Origin of the sequence: Anaerobiospirillum sp. NML120448 (assembly GCF_023050945.1) — a bacterium.
In the GTDB taxonomy this organism is placed as follows: domain Bacteria; phylum Pseudomonadota; class Gammaproteobacteria; order Enterobacterales; family Succinivibrionaceae; genus Anaerobiospirillum.
Genome location: NZ_JALKIM010000011.1, coordinates 38,517 through 62,093, shown reverse-complemented (window position 1 = coordinate 62,093; position 23,577 = coordinate 38,517). Strand labels below are relative to the sequence as shown.

The window sequence follows — 23,577 nt, the reverse complement described above, 5'->3', positions numbered from 1 at the left end:
ACTCCATCCAGTGGACACTAATACTGGATTATAGTTAAGTGTTGATAGGTTTCTTGTTTAAGATAAAATTTAATATTTTATTTCATAGTTTCTCAATTGGATTTTAAAATATGGATATTAAAGAGAAAACCATTGAATTAATTGATGATCTTAAAGCAACTTGCCAGAAATATGGTTTAGGTAATGATGGTAATGAGTATAAGATTATTATACAAATTTTCTTGTACAAGTTTATTAATGACAAGTTTGGTTATGAGATCAAACAGAATAAGTTTTTTGGCCCAAAGATAACTAAAGCTCCTACTTGGGAGGAGGGGTACAAAAATCTAGAGCCAAACGAGCAAGGGCTATTACTTAATTTGCTGGGCGCTAAAGTTCCAAAATTAAAGCCAGAGCACTTGTTGTCTTATTTGCGCTCACAAGAGAATATTGAAAATTTTCATGAGTTGCTGGATAAGACTATGCTCGAGATAGCAGAGATCAACTCTGATACTTTTTCTACTAAAACCACTAAAAATACAAGAGTTGAGCTGTTTGAACCTATTACTGAGCATGTTATTGATAAAACTGCTAGAGATAGCTTTGCTAAAGCATTAGTTGATAAGCTTGCAAACTTTTCTTTTGAAAGTGCTTTTGCTGCAAACTATGACTTTTTTGCCTCTATATTTGAGTATCTAATACAAGATTACAATACAGCTGGCGGAGGTAAGTATGCAGAATACTATACTCCTCATGCTATTGCTTCTATTATGGCTAACTTGTTAGTAGAAGATGAGAATAAGCTAACAAGTGTTGAATGCTATGATCCATCTGCTGGTACTGGCACTTTGCTTATGGCTCTTGCTCATCGTATTGGTGAGGAACGCTGTACTATCTACTCACAAGATATTTCTCAGCGCTCTAACAAGATGTTAAAGCTCAACTTGATGTTAAATGGATTAATTAGTTCCTTAGATAACATTATTCAAGGCGATACTTTGACCGAGCCTTATCATATGAGCGATGATGGTAAGAACAATCGTCAGTTTGATTTTGTTGTCAGCAATCCTCCTTTTAAAATGGATTTTAGTGATACTAGAGAATCCATTGCTAGCGCTAGCAATGGTACAAGGTTCTGGGCAGGAGTTCCTAAGGTACCAAATAAAAAGAAAGAAAGTATGGCTATCTATACTTGTTTTCTACAACATGTTATTAACTCCATGAAGCCTAATGGTAAAGCTGCAATTGTTGTTCCTACAGGATTTATTACTGCTAAGAGTAATATTGAAGGCAAAATTTTAAAACGCTTGGTTGAGGACAAGATTGTTTATGGCTGTGTATCAATGCCAAGTAACGTATTTGCCAATACTGGTACTAATGTATCTGTTTTATTCCTCGATAAGTCAGCTCAAAACGATAAGGTTGTTTTAATTGATGCAAGCAATTTGGGTGAGGAATACAAGGATCCAAATGGTTTAAAGAAGCGTCGTCTTAATGCTGACGATATTGAAAAGATTGTCAAAACTTTCCATGCAAAAGAAAAGGTTGATGAATTTTCTGCTGTAGTGTCTTATGAAGAGATTGCTGCTAAGAACAATAGCTTATCAGCTGGTCAGTACTTTGATATTAAGATTGAGCACGAGGACATCTCTCAAGAGGAGTTTGAGGCTCGCATGTCTGCTTTTAAAACCAAACTTGCAGAGCAGTTTGAGCAAAGTCAAAAGCTTCAGCAAGAAATCATGGCTCAGTTAGACTCATTGCGATTGAAATAACATTTTACTTAGTAAATTGTAAATTGCTTTCTTTATATCAATTTGTTTAATTGATAATAATGTATTACTTGGCTAGATATGTAAGGCATAAGTTTAGTCTTTTCCATATAAATCTAGCCAACATAAGCTTGAATGGATGATTTTATGAACTTTAAACAATTTGTTCTTAGCGATGTTGCTTCTGTAAGTTTAAGTAACGTAGATAAGAAAACCAATTCTGCAGAAGCAGCAGTAAAGCTTTGTAATTATGTAGATGTCTACAATAATTACGCAATAACTACACATAACTATGAAATGTTTATGGATGCTTCTGCTAACTCTACAGAGATTGAAAAATTTACCTTAAAAAAAGGCGATATTGCTATAACTAAGGATAGTGAAACAAGGGATGATATTGGCATCCCTTGTTATATTGCCAATGATTTTGATGATAAGGTATTGTTAGGTTATCACTGTGCATTAATTAGATGTAATAGTGAGCTAATTGATAGCAAGTATTTAGTAGCATATCTAAATTCAAACATTGCTAGAAAGTACTTTGCCAATAACGCAACAGGTAGTGGACAAAGAGCATCTTTGTCTAAAAGTACTATAGAAAATATGCCAATTTTTGCTCCATCATTGCAAGAGCAAAAAATGATGGGATGCTTATTATCTGATATTGACAAACAAATATGTCTTAATCGTCAGATAAATGATAATTTACAGTAACTTGACCAGTCATTAATTCCTTATTAAGACTATTACGTAAATTAATGTAAAACTCATTATCATTAATATTATTACATTGTAATGACTTAATATTAATAATAATTTGGTTAAACTTAGAAGCAACGTCCTTGTTTGGTTTAACTACATTTGTCTGAAATAACACATCAGTTTGAAGGTTCTTAATTCCAGTTGTCTTTCCTTCAAAATTAAACATCACACCTTGATCATAGAATAGCTTCCATAAATAGTAAAAATACGAACTATATCCATTATCTTTTAGAGTTAAAGCACGGCAGAAATTAGAGCAAATTACAGAGTCATCATAGCTATTCAATAGTTCATTGGTAATTATAGCGATTCTACCTGTAGATTGGGTTGGACTACCTCCGGAAACCTCAACCACTAGATCCATTGGTTTTAGTAGAAGCTTTAATTGTTTTTCCTTGATAAATCTGGTAGGAAAGCTTTTAAAGGAATCAATATCAGCTCCTCTTATACAAGAAACTTTTACATCTCCATATTCACATATATCATTGCCCCATGTACCACCAACATTACTGGCTATAAAGTCCTTTATTTGAGATGCTTTCCAACCATATGGAATATATTGATTTAGTTCATCACTCCAAACCATTTTACCGCCACTTGACTTGTAGGGACGACCGTTCTCATCAGGGAACTCAAACTGAACAAACCAATACTCATATAACTGGCGAGCCATGGCCTCTAAATTATCATTTATAGCCTGGTTTAGCTCAATAGCGTCATCAATTGTTCCTAATAAACTAGCAATTTGTTGTTGCTCTGTTATGGATTCTGGCATTAGCACTTTGATTTGACCTAATGTTTTTCCAGAAATTTCTTTAAAAGTAGTTCCAGAAGCTTGTTTAACAATATTATTTACAGAACTTTTAAGAAGGTAAAATAGAAATAATGGATCAACTATATTAGTATTAGGAACAATACTTTTAAACCCTTGGTTAGTGCATAAGTCATTTTGCGCTATAGCAATATAGCCAATAGGTGCACGTGATGAAAACAAAATGCTATTTTTAGGTAACATTTGTGCTGAACATGAATTTAAAGCTTCTTTAGATATGCTGCGCTCACCAGAAGATATGTATCTCTTAGGAAAGTCGGCTAGATCTTTAGGGGTAATCCAAGGGATGTCTCCCTTAAAAAATTCAGGTATTTTAGTTGATGGAGTTGCTCCACCAACAATTTTGCCAAGCTCTGATAATTTAAACTCTTTAAGCATAATATATCCTTTGTAAATTAATTAGGAGATAAATTTTCTGTGGGCGTGTTTAACATTATGTTGCTTAACCATAGCATAATGCAAGGTGGTATCAATTTTTTGATGACCTAAAAGGTGTTGAACTTGTTCAATAGGCATTCCTTTATCAATTGCGCTAGTAGCTAAGGTTCTGCGAAACTTATGTGGGTGCACTTTGTTAATATTTAGTAGCGCCCCCATACGGCGAAGCATCTTTTCTACGCCGCCTATCTGTAACCTTTGATCATTATTGTGAGCATGAGTAAACAGTGCTGGATTATCATCTGTGCGTGTTTGCAAATAACCTTCTATAGCAAGCTTGGCTCTAGCATCAAAATAAACCACTCTTTCCTTATTACCCTTGCCAAGAACAACGCATTCGCGCTCAACAAGGTTAATGTCATTTCGATTTAGATTGACTAGCTCTCCAACACGCATACCTGATGAGCATAATAGCTCAACAATCGCCTTATCTCGTAAGGAGTTGCAATTATCTTTTAAAATTTCAACTTGTTCGTCAGAAAATACTTCTTTTACTACTTTAGCTGATTTAACTTTATGAATTCTTCTAACAGGACTTTTAATAATATAGTCTTCGTCTTCAAGCCATGAGAAGAAACTTGATAGTATTCGTCGAATATTGTCTACTGAAACTCTACTAGCGTTGTTTTTTTCTTGGTACTCATTTAAATACTGTCTTAGATCGGAAGTATCTATGTGTTTAGGTGGTTTTTCTAATGTAGAAAGCATTTTAGTAATGGTATTTTCGTAATAGGTTAGTGTTTTGGATGAACATCCTTCAAGCTTCTTTGCTTGGATAAATTTAGAAAGAACGATTTTTCCTTCATTTTCGCTATTATTATCATCTAATTTATTAGCTTCAGTCATATGCTTACTACATAAGATTTCTAGAGTGCTTTTTAGCGTATTGAGTTGAAAGCTATTTAGATGTGGAAGCATGGACATAACAACATCATCGCAAAAGTTCTTAAACATAATTATCCTTAGCAAGAAGCAAAATTTTAATTATGAATTGCGCATATAGTTTTGTCAATTAAATGATAATTTAGAGGCCATGGCTCGCCAGATTTATGAATTTATATGTACAGAGAATAAACATTCTGTCATAAATCAAAAATCTTTCGAGAAAGGAACAGTATCTGATATTGCTGAGCAAATTATTTGTGGTAAAACACCATCCACAAAAAATCAAGCATTTTATGGAGAAGAAATTCCTTTCATTACAATACCTGATATGTATAACAATACTTATGTAGTATCAACTGCAAGATCTTTGTCTATTTTAGGTAAGCAGTCTCAGGATAACAAAACATTGCAACAAAATAGTGTTTGTGTAAGTTGCATTGGTACTGCTGGTCTTGTTTGTTTAGTATCTAAAACAAGCCAAACGAATCAACAAATTAACTCAATCGTACCTAAGAAAGGTATTTCCCCATATTTTATATACTTTACTATGAAATCACTAGCGCTGAATATATTGTCAGCTGGATCTTCTGGTAGTGTTATGCCTAATCTAAGCAAGTCTCAATTTGCTGAACTAGAAGTTAAAATTCCTGATATTAGTGAAATTGAACATTTTCACTCTTTGGTTGATCCTATGTTTAAGAAAATTTTATCTGTTCAAGAGGAAAATCTTGTTTTGCAAAATCTAAAAAAACAGCTTAATGATTTGCTAATGAATGGCCAAGTGTCGGTAAATTATCATTTATGCGACACGGATAAGTTTCAAAAACTGGTGTGTACCGCTTAATACGCAAGCAGGGTCATATTATGGTTATAAGCTCAGTGGCTGGGGATAGGGGACGATGTTCTAATTATTACTATGGAGCATCAAAGGCGGCAATGAGTGCCTATTTGTCGGGACTTAGGGTAAGGCTATATAGGTGCGGAGTTCATGTAATTAACATTAAGCCTGGCTATGTAAAAACTCGCATGGTCGCACATAAGAAATTGCCTCCTTATATTAGTGCCAGTGTAGAGACAGTAGCTTACGATATTGTTAACAGCTACTATAAGCCCAAGGCTGTGGTTTATACCATGTGGCTGTGGCGCTATATTATGCTTGCTACCAAAATGCTGCCTGATTTTATTTTTAAACGGCTTAACATGTTTTAGCAAAAAGCCAAAAGCTAAAAAATAGCGGTCTAGGGTGGAGATAGACCGCTATGGGGCAAATAAATGGATGAAACTACAAAGTTAGATAGGACAGAGCATTAGTCCCAGATCTTGATGGTGTTGGCACCAACCTTTAAGTTCTGTAATGGGCCAACGCATACCTTATCTACTGGGCGGGCGCTATCAACAAGATCTGTGTCGATGGTTAATGGAGAGCCATCGTGATTCTCAAAAGCACACTCGCTTAATCTGGTCTCACCAAGAGCCTTGGTAGTAATAGCTTCAAAGGTTAAACCTAACATCTCAGCAGTAGCATCAAAGTCAACCATTAAGCCTTGCTCATTGCGATAAACCTTAAGCTTAGGATCATGAGAGGTCTTTACAAAGTGCTGCTCTGACTCATAAACAGGAGCATACTTGAGGTAAACATTGTGGTCAATGTAAACAGGATCATTGATAAGGTGGAACTTATCGTGGTCATGCTGGCAAGTACCAAAGGTTAACTTGTTGTACTCCTCAAAGGTTGATGGATGGCCATTGTAGTGAGCAGTACCGTATTTAGCCTCTGGATGGTTGGAGTTGCCGCCAATAAAGTAGTTGCCGTAAACACGGTCATCACCTGAGTAAACAACAGCAAAGCCAGTTACTGCAGTGGAGTGAGCGGCATGATAAGGGGTAGCACGATCACGAGTATCAATATGACGAGTAAAGCCTGCAAAGATGTTGTTTACTAAAGCAGAGCCTTGGGCTACGTTATCAAAGTTGTACTCAGAGGCAAAAATGTTGTTAGCAACTAAGCATGGGCCATGAGTTACTTCAATCATAATGTCACGATAGTTGTCGTAGTATACATTGTTGCAAACTTGAGTGCCCTGAGCTTCCCAATCAAGCCAAGTACCTAAAGTACAGTTGTAGAACTCATTGTGGTGGATACGAACATCGAGAGCAGCATGGAGCTTAATGCCAGCAATTTCATGGCCGAAGAACTCATGCTTCATAGCAATGTTGTAGATCTTGTTGTGGTGAATGTCAGAGCCAATGCAGCCTAAGTGACCAACAATACCGTTTTGTCCGCAATCGTGCATTACGTTGTAGCGGATAATATGGCTACCAATAATATCGAAGCTCCAGCCACGGTTTACAGCCTTAAAGACATCCTCAAGTTGGTGCTGGTAGCCTGGCTTGCGCTTGAAGCGAGTAGACTCATTATCACCAGTAGAAATCTCTTTACCAATGGAAACAGCAGAGGTCTTTGCATCATGGAAATGGCAGTGCTCAATGATCCAGCCCTTTGACCAGTAAGTGTCAAGCATACCTCTTTGAACGCCAGTAGGTGGAGCCCATTGGGTAGCGCCATGAGCAAACTCAATACCACGAACAGTTAAGTAGTTGGTATTAACTTGGCTTGGAGCAAATAAGGTCTCACGAACGTTAATTTCGATTAGGTGGTCGGCTAATTGCTCTTTAGTGAAGTTGCCAAAGTGAGCGTAAATAGTGGTGGTGTTAGCCTTATGATCAACTACAGCGTGCCATAAGAAAACAGTGTTTTCACAATTTGGAATGACTTCCTCAGTGCCGCACCATGGTGAGCAAGGGCCAGTTTTGCGAACTTTAGGATCTTTTAACTCGTCTAAAGTTACGGCCTCATAAAGAGATTTACCATCGAAATAAACATCACCAGTGTGTAATGGGCATGGGAATGGATCCATTAACCAGTCGCCATAGAGCTTGGTGTCGTATGGGTTGTAATCACCAAAGATATCATTAGAAATTACAGCCTTAAATACTGGAACTTTAGCGCCTTCAAGCTTTGCATCTTCCCAAGCGCTGATAACCTCAGAGCCCTTAATTACAACATGCTCGCCAGCGGCTGCTTGGTAGGTAATACGATTAGTATTGGACTTACCACCCCAACGAGGAGCAACACGCTCACGGTAAACACCCTCATGAATGATAATCTCATCACCAGCAAGGGCAACTTGGGCAGCTTGATTAATAGTAGCAAAAGGCTTGTCAGCACAGCCGCAATTGCAATCACAACCTAACTTCTGATTAACGTGATAAATAGCCATTATAAAATCCTCTTTCCTCACAAAAAATGGCTTATATAAGTGTTTTTATTAACAGTATGACATTACCTGAGGCTTGGGCTTAGCTAAAAGTTTAGGGGGCTTTTAGCTAGAAATTAAGTTTAACTTGCAAGGATGGGTTGCAAGAAAAGCCTTGAAAGTCACAAGGTAAAGAGCTAACCATTAAATTAAACACTAAAAAGCATAGTAGCTTAGTAAGTACTCATTAGATACTGATAGATTATTATGATTTGAGCTTACTGCTTAGAACTCTAATTAACCTTAAAAAGTGCTAAGCAGTAAACTGAAATAGTTCTAAAAAAAGCGGCCATAGGCTTGTGGCCGCTTTGGTGAGTAAATATAGAATTACTCTAGATGTTTGATTGGTTTAGGCTGTAGCGTTACAGCTAGTAAAAAGTTAGATAAGATCAAAGCCATCTCGAGCAAATACAGGAGTGATCTCAAGTGGGGTAGCAACAGTTACTACTTGACCACCCTCGAATACTTCGTTGGTGTGGATATTGCGCCATGAAGCACCCTTAGGGAGGTAAACCTGCTTTTGCTCTAAACCTGCCTCATAAATTGGGGCAATTAAGAGGCTTGGGCCGAACATGTGTTGATCTTCGTAATCGTAAGTAGCCTTGTCCTCTGGGAAGTCATAGAACATAGGGCGAATTACTGGAGTACCCTTCTTGTGAGCAGCTTCCATAAGCTCTTTAATGTATGGCTTGAGCTTAACACGGTAATCCATGTACTTCTTACAAATCTCGTAAACACGATCGCCATAGGAGTAAACCTCGTTAGGGCCGCCTGAGCAGCACATTGCGCCACCAGTGGTTCCTACTGGGTCTTGGCGTGGCTCACGATCACCGTGAACACGCATTACAGGGCAGAAAGTGCCCCACTCGAACCAACGAGCAAAGACCTCACGATAAGCCTCATCATTTGGATTACCACCATGGAAGCCACCGATATCAGTAGTCCACCAGGTAATACCAGCAAGACCCATATTTAAGCCAGCAGCAATCTGGTTGCGCATAGCGGCAAAGCTAGTACCGATATCACCAGACCATACTAAAGCGCCATACTTTTGAGAGCCAGCCCAGGCACAACGTAGGAGGTTAATAATCTTTTCATGACCTTCTTTCTTTAAGCCATCAAAGAAAGTCTTAGCATACATTACAGGGAATTGGTTACCAATTTGAGCATTAGAACCTGCATAGTAGCGGAAATGATCAAAGTCGTAGATCTTATACTCTGGCTCAGCCTCATCTAACCAGAAGCACTTTACGCCCTTATCGTAGTAGTTCTTCTTAGCAACGTCCCAAACAAATTCACGAGCACCTGGATTAGTAGCATCAAAGTGAATAGTTGGTGCCATAAAGTCCATACCATATTGAAGGCCACGCTCGGTACGGATTAAATAGCCACGCTCATTGAGCTCTTTAAAGTTAACAGACTTGGTTTCAACTGTAGGCCAAATAGAAACCATTAACTCGATACCCATGTCATTGAGTTCTTTGATCATGGCATCAGGATCTGGCCAGTAGGTCTTATCAAAAGCCCAGTCGCCTTGGTGCTCCCAGTGGAAGAAGTCGCACACAATAACGTCAATTGGTAGGCCTCTTCTCTTGTACTCACGAGCAACCTCAAGTAATTGCTCTTGGGTGGCATATCTTAACTTGCATTGCCAAAAGCCCATAGCATAATCAGGCATCATAGGAACAGTGCCAGTTACAGAGGCATATTGCTCTTCAATTTGAGCAGGGGTATCACCAGCACAAATCCAGTAATCTAATTTCTTTGTAGAGTAAGCTACCCACTCAGTTAAGTTCTTAGCAAAGGTTACTTTACCCACAGCTGGGTTATTCCATAAGAAACCATAGCCTTGAGTGGAAATCATGAAAGGTACAGAAGCTTGGGAGTTACGTTGAGCAAGCTCAAGAGTGCAGCCCTTTAAGTTTAAATATGGCTGTTGGTATTGGCCCATGCCATAAATACGCTCATCAGCATTTGGCTCAAAGCGGGCAGTTAACTGGAAGTCACCACCACGATGTGGCATAAACTCACGGCCTAAGATTTCAAGTGCGCTTAAGTCCTTAGAGTGACCATCTAGACGGTTACGAGCAAACTCCTCCAAGAGTAATTTGTTGGTTTTTACTTGGTAGAAATTAATCTTACCACCAGCGGTGATCTCAGCACGAATATCGCCATTGGTAATAGAGCCGCAAGGTACATCAATATAGCTCTCACCTGGGAAGTTTGATACTACAGTCTGACGCTCAGCCCAGATTTTGATTTCACTATTGGCATTGCCAGCACGATATTGACTGTCAACCTCTTGGGTTAAAGCAAAATCATCAGCAGCCATATCGTAGCCCATCATTACAGAGCGTACACGTAAAGCATTGGCACCCCATGGCTCAATACAGGTAGTTTGACCCTCAAAGTAGCGATATAACTTGCCGTCCTTTTGCTCGATAATTCCTGCCATAAGTAAAACTCCTCACAAACTAAAATAAGTCTTTTAGTTTTAACTGCACACGTAAACTTAAACCTACGCAATTAATACGTAGACATAGTTGTTCTCCTATTAAAGTGAGCACACTTTTGATAAGTTGTGTCACTTTAGGCTAATAGTTTAATCATCAAAAAATAAAAAAGTGTGCACGGACACAATAAAAAGTTAAATTAGTGAGCCAGCTCAAATATTTAGGGGGTTAAAGTGTTGTTATTGGTAAAATTTTAGGAATTTTTGCAGTAATACTGCAACAAGATTTGTTTCCCTAGCTCCAACTTTCTAAGAAAATTATTTTTAAGCTAGTCCACAACTACGAAAAACAGGCTATTTGTTGCCTTGCTTAGCTTTTGATAATTTACAAAGGCCTAATGCATAGTTTGCAAACCCAAAGTTCACATGTATGGCTAAAAGTTCACTCAACAATTAGCCTATAAATCTTTCAAAAAAATGAGCGTGCCCATTTACATCCGCAAAAGCACAGCTAAAAAATCCTTAGCACATTAAGCAAACAAAAAGAGATAGTGAGGAGCAAGCTTGCTTCTATCGTGAAGGTCTGGCTCAAGAACAACATTGTAGCCTCAACATTCTAGTCACCAGCTATGACTCTATGCATAGCAAGCGCAAATTAGCATGCCTGATAGCTCTCTAAATCATCATGCTTATTTATTTACACTTGCCTTGCTCTAAGGCTTATTTAGCCTGATGCCAGAGCTGCGACTTTAGTTTCTTTGTGCCATTGAGCTTTAGTCCAATGCTGCGCCGTTGATTCAGTTAGCTTTGAAAAAAAATGAACAAATATTTGCCTGGGGTGAGCAGATAAAACCCATGGTGCGTTGCTCTATCAGTCTTTTGAGAGTTAGCTTGTTTATTCTTAACACCATTTTGAGCAGTAGCAGTAACTGGAGCTTTAGCCTTTGCTTATATGGCTGCCTTTTTCTGCGCTTAATGCTTATGCTTTAGAGCAAGTTCTTAACTGCCTTTTGCAAAGACCTTAGCTCTTTTGCGTTTATTTATAATGCTGCTTGTGCTGCTCTTTACACGCAAAGCTTCATAAGATTTAGTAGCATGCCTTGCATTTTTTACGTAGGGCCGCCCTTTTAGAAAAGATAACCCAGCTCCAGAGACAATTAAGAATCTTTTACTGCTGCCGCCTATCCTTGCTTTTAGCGGTAATCCAACGAGCTTCATCATTAGCGATATTGCTATTAAGTGCGGTTATCGTGTCCCCAATAAGATGACCGATAGCTATACCAATAGCCATATCACGCCGTCGCTTGCTTTCAGTGGTTTTAGTCATAAACAACCTCAGTTAATAGGCAATAAAAAAGCCCCGTAATAGGGGCCATTAATTTACTTTAAAATAACGGTTCACAAAACACGACTTCATAAGCAAAAAATTTAGCAATGACATGGAGTACTTGTTTAGGAGAAAGTAATTCTCCCTCAGGTTTTTCCTTGTCAATTAAATACTCATATACCGTACTACGAAATTTTTTTAGCTCATTGATAAACTTAAGTCGAACTTCGTAATTGTCATGGTTAAAAGGACAATTGCACTTTCGTTCAAACTCTAGCCTTTGTAATGCGGCTTCATAAGTCATGCTAGCCTTACCACCGCTTTTAAGATAGTCCATGTATTCAGGTGTGCAAGAATAGAATGTTGGCCCATTTCTTAAATTGTCAGCAGAAAATTCAATTAAAGATCTACAGTAATCAGCCTCCTCGGTTTTTTCCCTGAAAAAAGCATACGACTTGACAGCCTTTACTAGCTCTTTGCCGTCTCCATTGTTGACATGGAGCAGGTACAAAGACAAATCAATAAACCAATACTTGCAGCGAATGATATCTAAGAGATCCTCTGACACACTGTCCGCAATATGAACATCAAAATCCATAATTAATCCTTTTGTGATTTTCTATGACAAAGATCCATTGAATGAAGCAATAATTTTTGAGCCTTTCTAGTCTTGCTTTTAGCTGTTATTGCCTCTGAAATAATCTGAGCTACATACTCTTCGATATTAAGATAAGCATAGCTTGTCACTTTTTTGCGCCGCATTTCTGTTACATAATTATTATAGTCAACAATTACAGCTTTAGAGTGACTGATTTCAAGTTGATAATCTATTGCATGAGCGAGTTCGTGGATAAAAATAGCAATATGAGGGTTAAAGTCAGATGAAAGCTCAAAAGTCCAGCCTTCTTGTACTTTGGTGGAGTAATATCTTCTAAGTTTCATGTCTGAATCATAACCATAATACAGGCCATTTAAAGTGATAGAGTCTTTATAAAAACACGCTGCTACATTATTGCCAAGACTTAGAGGTTTGCTTATGATAAGGCCTTTTTCAAGAAGTGCTTTATCTTTAGTTTTGTTACATTTGTGTTGAAAAGAAAACTTTAAAAGATTTTTATAAACATCATCTTTTAAGGAGCCATCTGGCTTTCTGTCGGTATCAGCTATTGGATAAATAAAATCGAGAGTATCGAGCACATTAGGAAGTTCATTTTCTGAAAGTCCTTTTATAGAGTTGTTTAACCAACTTATTGACTGTTCAGATTGGATTTTTATTCTGTTGATAAGCTCTTTGTTTGAATTAAATGCGCTTATCACTTGCTTGCGCTGCTTGGCCTGAGATTCATATAAAGCTACCTTTAGCTTATACTCGTTAATCTCATCAACACCACGCACAAGAATAAAAGGAAAATAATGCCCAAAATAATATAAACCTTTTGCAAGGCTGTAAATAACATTAACAGGCAAATCATCAATGATATACCTTGTATTAGGCATAAGTTTTTTAAGGTAATTTATGCCCTCATACTTGTCTTTAAATCGACTTGGTAGTGGATTGGCTTTTAGACTTTGTTCGCCTTGAATGTTAGCAGCCTTTAACTCTGTTAGGGATAGTTTTTGCGGTTTTATTGAGGGGCGTGCATTGCCTTTTTGAGTTTTAGGCAAGTCAGTGCTTTGTAAGGCAAAATAATGATTATCTTCACTATTGTCAGCTTGTTCAAAAGCCTGCTTTAGTGGCTTATTGTAGAAATTATGCGGAAGGTTTCCGCCTTTAATCTGGCCTGTTTCTGAGTCAATTTTGCATGCTCGGCCTTTATGCTGTTTACCGTTAGGGTGAATTGTAATCCAGCGCAATGAGTCAGAAATTATCATGAGAGCTAAGTCGTTCATAGCCTCATAAAGAATATGACCAAAAACCACGCCTATTGCAAAGTCTATTTGCTGCTTGGTAGTTTTTGTTGGCTTAGCCATATTATTTATCTCCTTAGATTCCATACGATAGAGTTAAGCATGGCTCCAGTTTTAACTAATGGCTGTGCTGTGCTTCCATTGTCGCCGTTAGCCCTGCGTGCACTGCCTTTGCAAGTGCTGCTGTTGTGCGCTGTGTCCCTAAAGTCTTCGGCTGCCTTTTGTGCGGTGAACTGCAAAGCAGTTACAAGCTCATTAGGGCCTAAAACTTTTAAAGGCTCAGTGAATAGATGGCTCAAGTCTTCGCTACAAGAGTAGTTAGTTAATTTAAAGAAGAGATATGGTGGCAATTTATTAGGTATCATTTTTTTAGCCTCAAATAACAAAAAAGGCCTGCACTAATATGCAAGCCTCTTTAAATCAATGTGGGGTAAGTTTTAGTAGCGTGGAAATGTACGCCTAGTGGTTAAATTGAAAAATCATTGAACAAATGCCTCTAAACTAATCAGCCAGTAAAATTGTGGAAAAGCACAAAACAATTAGCAAATTAAGATGCCAATTTGGTTAGATAGTATGTAATGGTCTTTCAATTTAACCACTAATACTCCTCTAACCTAATAGGCTGCTTGCATCGTAGCTCTATCCTGCGCTTGGTATTGATTATGAAAGTGCCTAAACCTACAGTTAGCAGTTAGCTCATAAGTGCGAGCTTAGAGGTTCCATATATAGATTGGTGTCAGTACAACAGCAAATTGGCTGTCAGAAGGATTTTTTAGCTATCTACTAATATGTGCAGAGATAATGGCATTGCCTAAAAACTTTCTTAAAGAGCGCTTGCGATCGCCCATTTCACTCTTATTTTTTTCAGTGCAGCTAATGCAGTTCGTTCATTCTCAATCAAGTAGTCGTTAGGGTTTAAGTCGCTTTCATTTAACAAGGCAACTAGTTCCTTATCACTAAGGGGATTATCATAAGCGACCGCTTCGTCGTTCTTGTTTTTGGATGGTTCCTCAACCTCGTTCTAGGCATTTGAAAATTTGCATTGCTTATAAACGCAAAAAGCTCCCTGCTGTAAAGCAAAGGAGCTTTTAGTAAAACTATTAATTGGAACTTATATTTTGTAATATAGCTTGATAGCACCAATCTATCAAAACGGCTTATTTATGCAAGAAAACCTTGCTGTAGATGCAATAATATCAAGCCCACGTGTCAAGTATATAAAATTAAAATTTGCTTGTCAACTCCTGATTTATATCAAATTATTTTAAGATGCAATTTTGGACAAGATTGAAATCGATCTATATGTTTTAATGCAAAAAAGGGCTTTATCCTCTTTAACCTACTTTGCTATTTTTTGAGATTAATCCACTCTGACCTATCTAACTAGCAAGACCTTACCTAACTCACTTAAAGCTTTTAAGCTTAGCTTTTGAGCCATATATAAGAGCTGAGTAGGTGAAAATCATACATCCATAAAATCAATGGCAAGCTCATACATTACTTGTTCTATTTGCCTGCTCTGCTTAAACCACTATTCTATTTTGTACCAAGTTGCAGCATCAAACATGCTAATATCACAATGTTCAATTAAGCCGCTAAGCTCTTTTGCTATACCTTGCACAGATTTGACTAATAGCTAACCTTGTTTAAAGCCTGCGTTGGTTTTAAGTTCATTACATAAACATCATGAGCCAGCCTTACCTTGCTCTTAGTCAAAGATAAAGCACGGTCAAAATGGCTTTAGAGTTCACAAGAAACTAGTGATACCAACACTTTATTAAAATCTGGATTCTGGTTAGCTATGCTTGTGGCACCATGAGCAAATCTCACTTAAATTTATATTCGTAAATAATCATCAAAAAGATCATCGATTATGTAGCTAATAATTTAGTTAAAGTTCCAAAATCAAGTATTGTTTAGGTGAAAGTTAGATTGGTATATGTATGCCAGCACAGTTTGGGTTGGAGCTAATAATGAATGATGGTCTTAAGTTCGTTAAGATTGAATAAGGGGATAAGAGAGTAGATGAGAAGAGAGTAGAGCTATGCTAAGCGCTGAAAGGATAAGCGCCTAGCATAGTAAAAGCATTAAAGAGTAGGCAGGAACTTATTAGTTAAAGTTTTGCTCAATATGATCTTTGAAGCGATTTAAATCAAATTTAATGCTTGGATTTTTGTAGATATCGTTAGCTACAAAGCTTGGTAATGGAGACATACCAATAAATTGGAAGGTCTTGTGAAGTGGCAATAATACGCCGTCAATGCCTACACCACCAAAGAATTGATTGGCATCAGTAAAGGCCTGTAAAGGTGCATTCCAAGTAGAGGAGAGCATGTACTTCTTATCAGTGAGCAAGCCACCAGTACCATACTTAGAGTCAGGATTATCACGATGACGGCCATCACCACCGCCACTGATTTCCTTATTACCAAAAACAGTGTCAAAGTACTTCTTTAACTGCCAAGGGCAGCTCATCCAATAGCCTGGGGTTTGGACAATTAAGTAATCGCAAGCAACAACTTTCTTGGCCTCAGCATCAACGTCATACTCGTCTTTTACTAAAGTAACTGATACTTTCATGCCCTTTGCTTCAAGTACTTCTTGGGCCACTTTAACAAAAGAGTGGTTTAATTCACCTTTAGCAAATGGGCCTTCGATGCCCGCATCAAGAATAAGAACTTGCTTTTGCTTACTTTTTTTCTCAGCCATATGGTTCTCCACAGGTAAATTTAGATTAATAAGGTTTGGCTTTTTTGGTAAAAACTTATTAAGGCCTATTTAAAGGTATAGCTCATAGTGAGCCGCAAGACTAACAGCAATGACACTCAAAGCGTGCCTTAGCCAGCTCGGCTCGGAGCAGCTTGGCTTGGCTTGGCTCGGCTCAGCGTAGCTTATCTAACAGAGCTAAGCTTGGTAGCTAAGGTCTTGCCAAGCAAAGAATAGCTACTTTGTATGACAGAGGTGCTTAACTAGAAAGGTAGTCTAAGCCTGTTGTCGCTTTAGGTGGACTTAAGCCTTTGGCCGTAAGCCGTAAAGCTGCTAGCTACGGAATATAAGGCGTATCTTTTGTTTTGATACTCTTTGTAATTGAGCTAACCAAAAAATGATCTTGTTGCATTCTATTGAGCTTACTAAAAGATTCCAAGACGCTTAATAAAAGATATCGATTTTTTGCTCTAATTTGAGGCGAAAAAACTCAATTTGGCTATAAATTGCTAAGCAGGACATCAGTGGTAGTTTTTAGTTAAAAATGGCCATTTAATCGCAAATTTTACTAAAAATATAATTAAAGCACCGCCCAATAATTGTAGTAACTATAAAAGATAACTTTTATTAATGCCCTAAAATTGCTCATAGCTATTTGCCTCATTACCATAAATCAGCAGGGTAAATACCTTATTAAAAGTAAGTAAAGATTGCTAATAAGTGAGTAAAAGCTCCTTAAGCCTAGGCGCAAGCTTTAATCTAGCAAACATTATGAGCAGGTCTGTGTATGGAAATACTGTGTAGGCTATGACTTTGTAAGTCACTGGCTTTTTAGATTTGGTTAGGTCAGTCATGTTAGTACAAGGCAGGTGCTATATGGCAAGGTAAGCTAAGGTATGGAAGTGGAGAGAGCCGCTGAAAATATCATATAGCAGTGTAGTACCTGGCTGTGCTTGTGCTTGGATTGAGAAAGCAAGATTGGCCTTATGGGTAGGGAGTGAGGCAATAGCAGTTGCTGAATACGCACCTGGCAAGAGCTTAACTTTAGTGATGATGGAAGCTTCTTTAAGGTGTATGAGCTCATGAGGTAGTTAGTCTTTTGGGGCTATAGGATGATTGGTGATACTGGGCGTATGCGCTCATATTAATAAGTAAGGATATTAATGTAGAGAGCTATTGTAGTGTAGGGTAGTGCAGAATAATCATGAGGGGTAAAAGTTGGCGTGGGTAGTTGTGGTGCATGGGGGTAGTTTGAGTGAGAAAGGGGCTTTAACTGGCATAATTATCTAGTTTGTTTACTGAAAACTGTGCAAAGCCTGATTGCAAGCCATGTTTTACAACCGTTTGTGACAGTGTGCTCGAACACAATTGCAAAAAATTCTTGACAAGGATCATAATTTCGCTCAATTGTTGATGAAAGTTATCATAAAAAAAAGTATTTTATTAGGCATCCGATAAAGGCAACTTTATAAGAAATTCTATTTAAGGCTGGTTATATTTATCAGTAACAATATTAAGATTACGGTAAATAAGCTTAGCTAAGAGGAAAATATTCTTATAAAGTTCTGTTGTGAATTGCCTTTCAACCTGACCACAACTCACTCAACTTTTTTAGTATCTATAACACTGCTTATATGCCATTTAAGGTTAGTGAAAAATGTTCAGGTTTTATTTTAAATAATATTTGTGCACGTGCACATATATTTATAGCAAAATCACGATTTTTAGTTAAATCTGGTTTATGTGTTTTCTAAGTTTTCTATGTTTTGCTTATTTCATTGTGAGGATGAAGGATTAAGCAAAATAAGTATGTTGAGCAATATATAGTCAAGCTAAGCAACTAGCTTAGGGTGAATATATTAGGCTTTACTGGAGGAGATTAAGGATGGAGCAGTTAAAACCTCTCTCACCTTTTGAGAAAATGAGTTACGGCGCAGGTGACGTAGGCTGTACCGTAGTTTGGAACGTAGTTGGTATGTTTATGACCATCTACTATACTGATGACTTGGGTATTAGCGCCGCAGCTGTGGCTGCCATCATGCTTTCTGTTAGAATTTTTGATGGTTTCTCTGATTTGGTTATGGGCTATTTACTTGACCGTACCAATTCTAAGTTAGGTAAGGCACGTCCTTGGATTTTATGGAGCTCTCCACTCTTATGTATCTTCTTGGTACTGAGTTTTACTGTGCCTGATTTTGCTAACTACACATTAAAAGTAACTTACGCTTTCTTAACTTATTTCTTCTTAACTGTAGTTTTCTACACCAGCTGTAACTTAGCTTTCTGTAGCTTACAAAGCTTCTGCTCTAACTCTGTAGAAGAGCGAGCCAGTATGAACTCATACCGCTTTGTGATGACCGCTGTTGGTGCCTTAATCTTAGGTTATGTAACTCCAGTTGCTGCTAAGAGCTTAGGTTGGCTTGGTATTACCTCCTTATATGGCGCTATTGCTTTTGGTTTATTAATGCTCTGCTTCTTTGTATGTAAGGAGCGTGTAAAGCCACAGCCACGTGCTGCTGAGGATAAGGTTACTGTAAGAGAGTCCCTTAGCGTTTTAGCCCATAACAAGTACTTCTTCTTCTTAGTTGCTTTCTTTGTTATCGATTTTGCTAATGCTGGTTTAACTGGTGCCTCTGGCATGTACTTAGCCCGTTATATCCTCCAAGATGATACTTTCTTTGGCCACTTAAACTTTGCTAGTACCTTCCCTCAATTAGTAGCTTGCTTCTTCTTCCCATTCATTATGAAGCTCTGCAAGGGTAAGTGGAATGCTATTATTTTCGGATACATTCTCTATATCATTGGCTACGGCATGTGTCAGCTTTTAGTAGGCACTGATATGACGATTGGTTCCTTTGATTACTACCTCATGTTAGTTGGCTCAGCCATCAAGGGTTTCGGTTGGGGCATGCACTTAGTAGCTATGTTCGCCATGATTGCTGACGTAGTTGAGTATGGCGAGTGGGTAACTGGTCGTCGTTTAGATGGTGCTACTTACTCTGTATCTTCCTTCGGCTTCAAGATTGGCTTAGGTTTAGGCGGTGCTATCGTAGGTTGGGCTTTATCCTTAGTAAACTACGACGCTACCTTAGAAGTACAACCAGAAGAGACCTTACAGGCTATCTTAAACATCAACTTCTTGATCCCATTAGTATTATCTATTGCTGGCTTAGTAATTTCCTTACTTGGCAACTTAGATAAGATTCACCCTCAAGTTATGAAGGACTTAACTGTTCGTCGTGCTGAGGAAGCTGCTAAGTTTGGTGCTGCCCAATAATTAGAAGCTTAGTTAAAAGCTATATCAAAAAGCCCTCTTAAAAGCTTTTAAGAGGGCTCCTCCCAAAAATATAAACATCTCACCATTTGCTTTGTTTTTTCCTAAATGTATTAACTTGTTTGGTACATAAGCTAGTTTATTTAGCAAAAAGCACGGCATCAGTCTCATATTAGATATTCATTAATATGGTAGTGCTTTGTAGTTGTTTTAAGATTCCACATCAGTTAATTGTGGCTTTTTAGTAATAGGTAAGAGTTTAATATGAAAATTCAAAATCCTGTTTTACCTGGATACAATCCAGATCCTTCTATTGTTCGTGTAGGCGATGATTACTATATTGCCACTTCTACTTTTGAGTGGTTCCCTGGTGTTCGTATTCATCACTCTAAAGACTTAGTAAATTGGGAATTAGTATCTTTACCTTTAAATACTACTAAGCTTTTAGATATGAAGGGTAATGGTGATGGCGGTGGTATTTGGGCACCTTGCTTAAGCTACTGCGATGGCATGTTCTACCTTATCTACACTGATATGAAGACTGAGGATAGTTCGGCTTTCCGTGATGGTCACAACTATCTAACCACTGCAACTGATATTAAGGGCCCATGGTCAGATCCAATCTATTTAAATAGCTCAGGTTTTGATCCTTCCTTATTCCATGATGATGATGGTCGCAAGTACTTAGTAAATCCTATTTGGGATCACCGTATCGGCCATCACTGGTCTTATGGCATCGTAATGCAAGAGTACTCCCATGAGCAAAAGAAGCTTATTGGCAAGCCAAAGGTAATTTGGAAGGGTACTCCAGTTGGTATGACCGAAGGCCCACACTTATACAAGATTAATGGCTACTACTACTTAATGTGCGCCGAAGGTGGTACTGACTATCACCACAGCGAGGCTATTGCTCGCTCTAAGGATATTTGGGGCCCATATGAGGCAGATCCTCAAAGCCCAATGTTAAGTGCTTTCTATACTCCAGATAATGGTTTACAAAAGTGCGGTCACGCCTCCTTAGTTGAGACTCAAAATGGCGAGTGGTACTTAGCTCACTTAACCAGCCGTCCATTAGAGTTAGGCAGAAAGCCTATCTTTGATATTGGTATTCATGGCACTTGCCCATTAGGTCGTGAGACTGCTATTCAAAAGATTGAGTGGGTTGATGGTTGGCCACGTGTAGTTGGTGGTCGTCAGGGCTCTTTAGAGGTTGAGGCTCCAAACTTACCAGAAGTTAAGTTTGCTCCAACTTGGCCTGGCCGTGATGACTTTGATAGTGAAGAGCTCAATATTCACTACCAATCTTTACGTGTACCTTTAACTGAGCAGATGGTAACTTTAAAGGAGCGTCCAGGCTTCTTAAGAATCTATGGCCACGAGTCTTTAGCTTCTTACCACACTCAAGCATTAGTTGCTCGCCGTTGGCGCTCTGTAAACTTTGATGCTCAGACCAGTGTTGAGTTTAAGCCAGAGACCTTCCAACAGTTAGCTGGTTTGACCTGTATTTACAACCGTGATAACTTCACCTTTGCCTATGTAACTTGGGATGAAGAGTTAGGTCGTTGCATTGATGTAATTGGTCGTTCCATCAAGAAGTACTATGCTCCTTTAGGTGGTAAGTTAATTAAGATCCCTGAGGACGTAACTACTGTTCACTTCAAGGTGGAAGTACGTGGTGAGTACTACCAATACTTCTATAGCTTTGATGGCGTAAACTTCACTGCTATTGATTACAAGTTTAGATCAGGTGATCTATCTGACGATCATATCCAGCGTAATGGTGGTTTAGCTTTCTTTACTGGTGCCTTTGTTGGTGTAACCTGTATTGATATGCAAGGCACTCACTTGAATGCAGACTTTGACTACTTTAGCTACGTAGACAAAGAGTAGTTGTAGTTTACAATCTTTCTTCTATAGTTCTCCTCTAGCAATTAATCAGGGGTATGGAAAATATTTTATGTTTGATATACCTCTGATTTTTATTTATTTATTTATTGCATATTTTTGCATTATTTTGCATGTTTTGCAGCGCACAAGATAGGTGCAAGGCTGAGCAAAATAAAGCTTTAGTTAAAATTGCAAATAGCTAGGTTAAAATTGTAGATAAAACTATTATAGCAGTGCTACAAATACGATATTTATCAGTAATTCTAACGAAAATATGGTTTTGCTGGCACATGATTATTTAGTTTTACATCCCTAAATTCCATTAAAAACCATAGAATAGTTTGGATCATAAAAACTATGAAGTTTTTAATATCGATGTGTATCTATGTAAATAGATTACAAAATTAAGAAATTTAGGGTATGATGTATTCATCGATCATCATTGCAAATAGTGCAATTAGTAGAGCAGGTTTAACTTAGTTGTTAATGAGCATAAGAGCTAAGTTTAAACAAACAATGAGTTTAGTTATGATTAAACTCATCTGACATAGAGTGGTGGAGACTCTTTGCGCTTAGATTTGCATTTCCATTGTTAAGGAATAAGGTCTAAAAAATGTCAAATATCGTAATTGCTATTTCCCGTCAATATGGCGCAGCTGGTCGTGAGATTGCCACTAAGGTTGCTGAGAAATTAGGCGTTCACCTCTATGATCGTCAGTTAGTTCACATTGCTGCTGCCCAACTTCAGATCGATCAACTTACTGAAGAAGAGCTCTTAAAGCTTGAGAGAGAAGTTCCACCTTTAGGTTTAAACTTCACTCCATTCTTCTCTTTCGGTATGCGTGGTGAGAAGCCTTTAAATCAGCAGATTTTCGAAGCTGAGGCTGGAGTTATTGCTCGTTTAGCTAAGCACGAGAGCTGCGTAATTCTAGGTCGTTGTGCTGACTTCGTATTACACAATGAGCGTAATGTTTTAACCGTATTTATCGGTGCTTCTGATAACTTCCGTAAAGAGCGTGGTGTTACTGCCTACTCAGGCAAGACCTTAGCTGATTTAGATCGTGAAAATGCTAAGCGTGCTCAATACTACAAGCACTTTACCGCTCAAGAGTTCGGCGACCCACAAAACTACGACTTATTAGTTCGTGCTGACAAGGGCACCACCGATGAGATCGCAGATTCCATCGTAGCTTACGCCAAGAGCTTCATTAAGTAATTAAAAGTAATTACTCTTAGTCCTAAGTAGGGACTATAGGCAAAAAAAGAGGATCACCTCTAAGGGGTGATCCTTTTTTTATCTCCATTCCCCGCCGTCACAGCAGCCAGCTGCCGCTGCTGCTGCCGCTGCTAGCGCAGCTACAGCCACAGCCTAAGCCTCTGCACCTGCTTTATTAGCAGCACTCTTAAGTAGCCTCAGCCCTTAAGTTTTCATTTCCATTCCTTACCTAAAGTAAAGCTAACCTAAGTAAGGTAAAGCCCAGCAACACCAGTCCAAGCACAAGCACAAGCACAAGCAAAGGCAAGCTAAATATGCCCAGAAAAGACAATGCAAGGCACAACAAGTACTAAAAAGATAAGTTCCAGCCAGTATGTGGGTATGCCATCCTTGCTGCCATCTACCAGGTACATAATAGCTTAGCAAAGCTTATCAAGCTCGATAGTGATGCTTATTGAGGGAGCGGCTCTTAATGTAATTGCTTAAAAGAGCAAACAAGATAGTGGGCTGCTAATAGCACTGGAGGTTAAAGCTGGTTAGTAGTTCTTGTCATGCCATCAAAGTAATAGATGAAAGAGTAGGGAGTGTTTTGCTATTGTTGCAATTGAGTGTTGGTCTAACAAGTAGAGGCGGAGCATGAGTTTTAAGGGCTGAGCGGTGTGTTTGCTTGTGTGTATGGGCACAAGATAAGATGGGCGTTTATAGAGCAAGTCATTGGAGCATATAAAATTAGCTATAAGTAGCTTGGTGCTGAGTGCGGTGCTGTAAAAATGCTGGGCTATTAATGTTGTGAGTTGGGGAATTTGTGGCATTTAAGCTCTCTTC

15 protein-coding genes are annotated in these 23,577 nt (G+C 38.3%); 6 read left to right on the top strand and 9 right to left on the bottom strand.

The window, feature by feature from the left end:
* The first annotated feature begins 110 nt into the window (after positions 1–110).
* Positions 111–1,751 (top strand): class I SAM-dependent DNA methyltransferase, encoded by a 1,641-nt coding sequence (locus tag MXE38_RS03530; RefSeq protein ID WP_246911500.1) that lies wholly within the window; start codon positions 111–113, stop codon positions 1,749–1,751.
* Positions 1,752–1,895: 144 nt separating this feature from the next.
* Positions 1,896–2,462 (top strand): restriction endonuclease subunit S, encoded by a 567-nt coding sequence (locus tag MXE38_RS03525; RefSeq protein WP_246911497.1) that lies wholly within the window; start codon positions 1,896–1,898, stop codon positions 2,460–2,462.
* Here MXE38_RS03525 and MXE38_RS03520 read toward each other — a convergent pair.
* Positions 2,431–3,720 (bottom strand): restriction endonuclease subunit S, encoded by a 1,290-nt coding sequence (locus MXE38_RS03520; protein ID WP_246911494.1) that lies wholly within the window; start codon positions 3,718–3,720, stop codon positions 2,431–2,433. The genes MXE38_RS03525 and MXE38_RS03520 overlap by 32 nt on opposite strands.
* Positions 3,721–3,741: 21 nt before the next feature.
* A complete protein-coding gene (gene xerA, locus MXE38_RS03515; protein ID WP_246911491.1) occupies positions 3,742–4,734 on the bottom strand; it encodes a site-specific tyrosine recombinase/integron integrase in 993 nt (330 codons plus the stop codon).
* Positions 4,735–4,813: 79 nt separating this feature from the next.
* Between xerA and MXE38_RS03510 the strand changes: the two genes are divergently transcribed.
* The gene (locus tag MXE38_RS03510; protein ID WP_246911489.1) at positions 4,814–5,509 is read left to right on the top strand and encodes a restriction endonuclease subunit S; all 696 of its coding nucleotides are present in this window, start codon (positions 4,814–4,816) and stop codon (positions 5,507–5,509) included.
* A gap of 463 nt (positions 5,510–5,972) precedes the next feature.
* Here the strand turns inward: MXE38_RS03510 and MXE38_RS03505 are convergent, their stop codons facing one another.
* The 7 genes from MXE38_RS03505 to MXE38_RS03475 all read right to left on the bottom strand — a co-directional run bounded on the left by MXE38_RS03505 (position 5,973) and on the right by MXE38_RS03475 (position 16,378).
* Positions 5,973–7,946: a right-handed parallel beta-helix repeat-containing protein gene (locus MXE38_RS03505; protein ID WP_246911487.1), complete on the bottom strand. Its 1,974-nt coding sequence runs from the start codon at positions 7,944–7,946 to the stop codon at positions 5,973–5,975.
* Between the two features lie 415 nt (positions 7,947–8,361).
* Positions 8,362–10,437 carry a glycoside hydrolase family 31 protein gene (locus MXE38_RS03500; RefSeq protein WP_246911484.1) on the bottom strand — a complete coding sequence of 692 codons (2,076 nt, stop codon included), beginning with the start codon at positions 10,435–10,437 and terminating at the stop codon, positions 8,362–8,364.
* A gap of 1,165 nt (positions 10,438–11,602) precedes the next feature.
* A complete protein-coding gene (locus MXE38_RS03495; RefSeq protein WP_246911482.1) occupies positions 11,603–11,761 on the bottom strand; it encodes a hypothetical protein in 159 nt (52 codons plus the stop codon).
* 58 nt (positions 11,762–11,819) lie between these two features.
* Positions 11,820–12,359, bottom strand: coding sequence for a hypothetical protein (locus MXE38_RS03490; protein WP_246911480.1), 540 nt, complete (start codon positions 12,357–12,359; stop codon positions 11,820–11,822).
* A 2-nt stretch (positions 12,360–12,361) separates the two neighbouring features.
* On the bottom strand, positions 12,362–13,732 hold the full coding sequence (locus tag MXE38_RS03485) for a hypothetical protein (protein ID WP_246911478.1): 1,371 nt from the start codon (positions 13,730–13,732) through the stop codon (positions 12,362–12,364).
* A gap of 5 nt (positions 13,733–13,737) precedes the next feature.
* A complete protein-coding gene (locus MXE38_RS03480) occupies positions 13,738–14,034 on the bottom strand; it encodes a hypothetical protein (RefSeq protein ID WP_246911476.1) in 297 nt (98 codons plus the stop codon).
* A 1,744-nt stretch (positions 14,035–15,778) separates the two neighbouring features.
* Positions 15,779–16,378: an NAD(P)H-dependent oxidoreductase gene (locus MXE38_RS03475; RefSeq protein WP_246911473.1), complete on the bottom strand. Its 600-nt coding sequence runs from the start codon at positions 16,376–16,378 to the stop codon at positions 15,779–15,781.
* 1,882 nt (positions 16,379–18,260) lie between these two features.
* Between MXE38_RS03475 and MXE38_RS03470 the strand changes: the two genes are divergently transcribed.
* The 3 genes from MXE38_RS03470 (at position 18,261) to MXE38_RS03460 (ending at position 22,752) form a co-directional block, all read left to right on the top strand.
* On the top strand, positions 18,261–19,652 hold the full coding sequence (locus tag MXE38_RS03470; protein WP_246911470.1) for a glycoside-pentoside-hexuronide (GPH):cation symporter: 1,392 nt from the start codon (positions 18,261–18,263) through the stop codon (positions 19,650–19,652).
* 261 nt (positions 19,653–19,913) lie between these two features.
* On the top strand, positions 19,914–21,539 hold the full coding sequence (locus MXE38_RS03465; protein ID WP_246911468.1) for a glycoside hydrolase family 43 protein: 1,626 nt from the start codon (positions 19,914–19,916) through the stop codon (positions 21,537–21,539).
* Positions 21,540–22,149: 610 nt separating this feature from the next.
* Positions 22,150–22,752, top strand: coding sequence for a cytidylate kinase-like family protein (locus tag MXE38_RS03460; RefSeq protein WP_246911465.1), 603 nt, complete (start codon positions 22,150–22,152; stop codon positions 22,750–22,752).
* Positions 22,753–23,577 lie beyond the last annotated feature (825 nt).